The 2,580-nt window shown below is 63.5% G+C and carries 2 protein-coding genes and 1 pseudogene; all 3 read right to left on the bottom strand.

Translation table 11 applies throughout. The annotated features are described in order from the left end of the window. Nucleotides 1-193 (bottom strand): annotated as a pseudogene (locus NA637_RS24630) (IS5/IS1182 family transposase); the annotation flags it as partial. Between the two features lie 293 nt (nt 194-486). Further along, nucleotides 487-2,106 carry an NAD(P)/FAD-dependent oxidoreductase gene (locus tag NA637_RS24625; protein WP_256075160.1) on the bottom strand — a complete coding sequence of 540 codons (1,620 nt, stop codon included), beginning with the start codon at nt 2,104-2,106 and terminating at the stop codon, nt 487-489. Nucleotides 2,107-2,165: 59 nt separating this feature from the next. Continuing rightward, nucleotides 2,166-2,453 carry a carbonic anhydrase family protein gene (locus tag NA637_RS25800; RefSeq protein WP_423836765.1) on the bottom strand — a complete coding sequence of 96 codons (288 nt, stop codon included), beginning with the start codon at nt 2,451-2,453 and terminating at the stop codon, nt 2,166-2,168. Between the last annotated feature and the right edge of the window lie 127 nt (nt 2,454-2,580).

The raw sequence follows: 2,580 nt of genomic DNA, 5'->3' as shown, positions 1-2,580 counted from the left end.
GCAGCGCCAGCAGCCTCGACCGGAGGTAGGCGCTGCTGCCTCGCCCGGCATAGGCCTTCTCCAGCGCGCTGAGCTCAAGCCCGTCGACCACCTCAACGATAAAGCGAGCCACATTACGCTCCGCCAGCCAGTCGTCGACAGAAGGTGGCAGCAGGTAGCTGGTCTGGCGATCAACTGGACGGAAACGGCTCATGCTGCTTCTCACTGAGGGCCGGCCACCATGAGCACAGAAAACAGAACACAAGGAGAAAGCCCGACAGGCCGCTAGGCGGGTTTTTGTGGGCTTTCGGGTGAGGCTGACACCCGCTGGAATTGATAGATGGCAGGGACGGAATCGAACTAATCACTACAGGTCTCGTATCTGCAGGGTTCGTTTGGTTTGACTATCTTGTGGTGCCCCCCCAAAAATGCCCCTGATTAGATAGGCGCGATGGCAAGCCGTGGAGACGGACGAACGGCATCGCCGTCGTCCGTGTTCAGACGCCGTTAGTGCTGCAGGTCGGTCAGCATCGCAGTGGCCACGGCTTCGGCCACCTTGATGCCGTCCACACCGGCCGAGAGGATGCCGCCGGCGTACCCGGCACCCTCGCCAGCGGGGTACAGGCCGCGGGTGTTGATGCTTTGCAGCGACTCGTTGTCGCGCTTGATCCGCACTGGTGAAGAGGTGCGTGTTTCGATACCGGTGAGGATTGCATCGGCACGGTCGAAACCGCGGATCTGCTTGCCAAACGCCGGCAGGGCTTCACGGATGGCCTCGATCACGTAGCCGGGCAGCGATGGCGCCAGATCACCCAGGCGCACGCCGGGCTTGTAGGAGGGTTCGACATCGCCGAATTCGCTGGACGCACGACCACGAATGAAGTCGCCGACCAGCTGGCCGGGTGCGCAATAGTCGCTGCCGCCCAGTTCGAAGGCAAGCGACTCCAGCCGTTCCTGCAACTCGACGCCCGCCAGCGGGCCGCCGGGGAAGTCCTCTTCCGGGTTGATACCGACGACGATGCCGGCGTTGGCGTTGCGCTCGTTGCGCGAATACTGGCTCATGCCATTGGTGACCACGCGGCCTGGTTCTGACGTGGCTGCCACCACGGTGCCGCCCGGGCACATGCAGAAGCTGTAGACCGCCCGACCGTTCCTGGCGTGGTAGACCAGCTTGTAGTCGGCCGCACCCAGCTCCGGATGCCCGGCGTACTTGCCCAGGCGGGCATGGTCGATGAGCGATTGCGGGTGCTCGATACGAAAGCCCACGGCAAAGGGCTTGGCTTCGATGTAGACGCCGCGCGTATGCAGCATGCGGAAGGTGTCGCGCGAACTGTGGCCGAGCGCCAGAACCACGTAGCGGCTGCGAAGCTCCTCGCCATCGGCCAGGCGTACGCCCTGGATGCGGCCGTCTTCAATGATGACGTCCACGACGCGGCTGTCGAAACGCACTTCACCGCCCAGCGCCTTGATCTCTTCGCGCATGGTCGAGACCACGCCGGTCAGGCGGAAGGTGCCGATGTGCGGCTTGCTGACGTACATGATCTCTTCCGGCGCGCCCGCGCGAACGAACTCGTGCATGACCTTGCGACCGTAGAACTTCGGGTCCTTGATCTGGCTGTAGAGCTTGCCATCGGAGAACAGGCCCGCGCCGCCTTCGCCGAACTGCACGTTGGATTCCGGGCTCAGCACCTTCTTGCGCCACAGCGCCCAGGTGTCCTTGGTGCGGCTGCGCACGTCACGGCCGCGCTCCAGCACGATCGGGCGGAAACCCATCTGCGCCAGGGTCAGCGCGGCGAACAGGCCGCACGGGCCGAAGCCGATCACCAGCGGTCGTTCGCTCAGCCCCTCGGGCGCCTGGCCGACCGGGTAGTAGCCGGTGTCCGGCGAGACGCGGATGTTGCGGTCGTCAGCCAGACGTTCGAGCACCTTGGCTTCGTCCGCCACGCTGACGTCGATGATGTAGACGAAGGTGATCTCGCTGTTCTTCTTGCGCGCGTCATAGCTGCGCTTGAAGACCGTGAAGTCGAGCAGCTCGCTGTCGCTGATTTTCAGGCGCGTGACGATGGCCTGGCCCAGCGCCTCAGCGGGATGACCGAGCGGCAGTTGCAGTTCGTTGATGCGAATCATGACAGGTCCTGGCCGGTGACTCCGGCAGAGGTGAAGCGCGGGGCGCAACGGGGCGCAGTTTAGCTGCGACGGCCGGGGATGTCATGGGCCTGGAATGGGGGGAGGGGAGCCGGCCGCGCGGATGCGACGGCCGGTTGGCACGGTCGACTTACTGCAGGATGACCCGAGCGTCTATCGGCTGCAGGGGACGGTTGTTGGCGTGGCCCACAGCCTTGGTGACGGCTTCGATCTGTGTATGTAAAGGCGACGATCGGCTGCTTGAGGACCAACCAGCGAACGCCTTCGGAGCAGGGCGGCGTGGTGAGCGAGCCGTTGAAACGATAGTAGTCCAGATCGGCGGGTAGCATGTCACGGATGTTTATATGTAATTTTGCAGGCATCGTCGAGGAAATGCTGAGGGCCAGTCGAGGTTAGTCGGAAGCCGGCAAGGCTTGAACCGGTCCAGCAAATGCATTTCAGCAATTCTCATTATGG

The sequence above is a fragment of the Stutzerimonas stutzeri genome (genome assembly GCF_024448935.1).
Classification (GTDB): domain Bacteria; phylum Pseudomonadota; class Gammaproteobacteria; order Pseudomonadales; family Pseudomonadaceae; genus Stutzerimonas; species Stutzerimonas stutzeri_AO.
The sequence above is the reverse complement of the archived record's forward strand: the minus strand, read 5'-3'. Positions and strand labels throughout refer to the sequence as shown.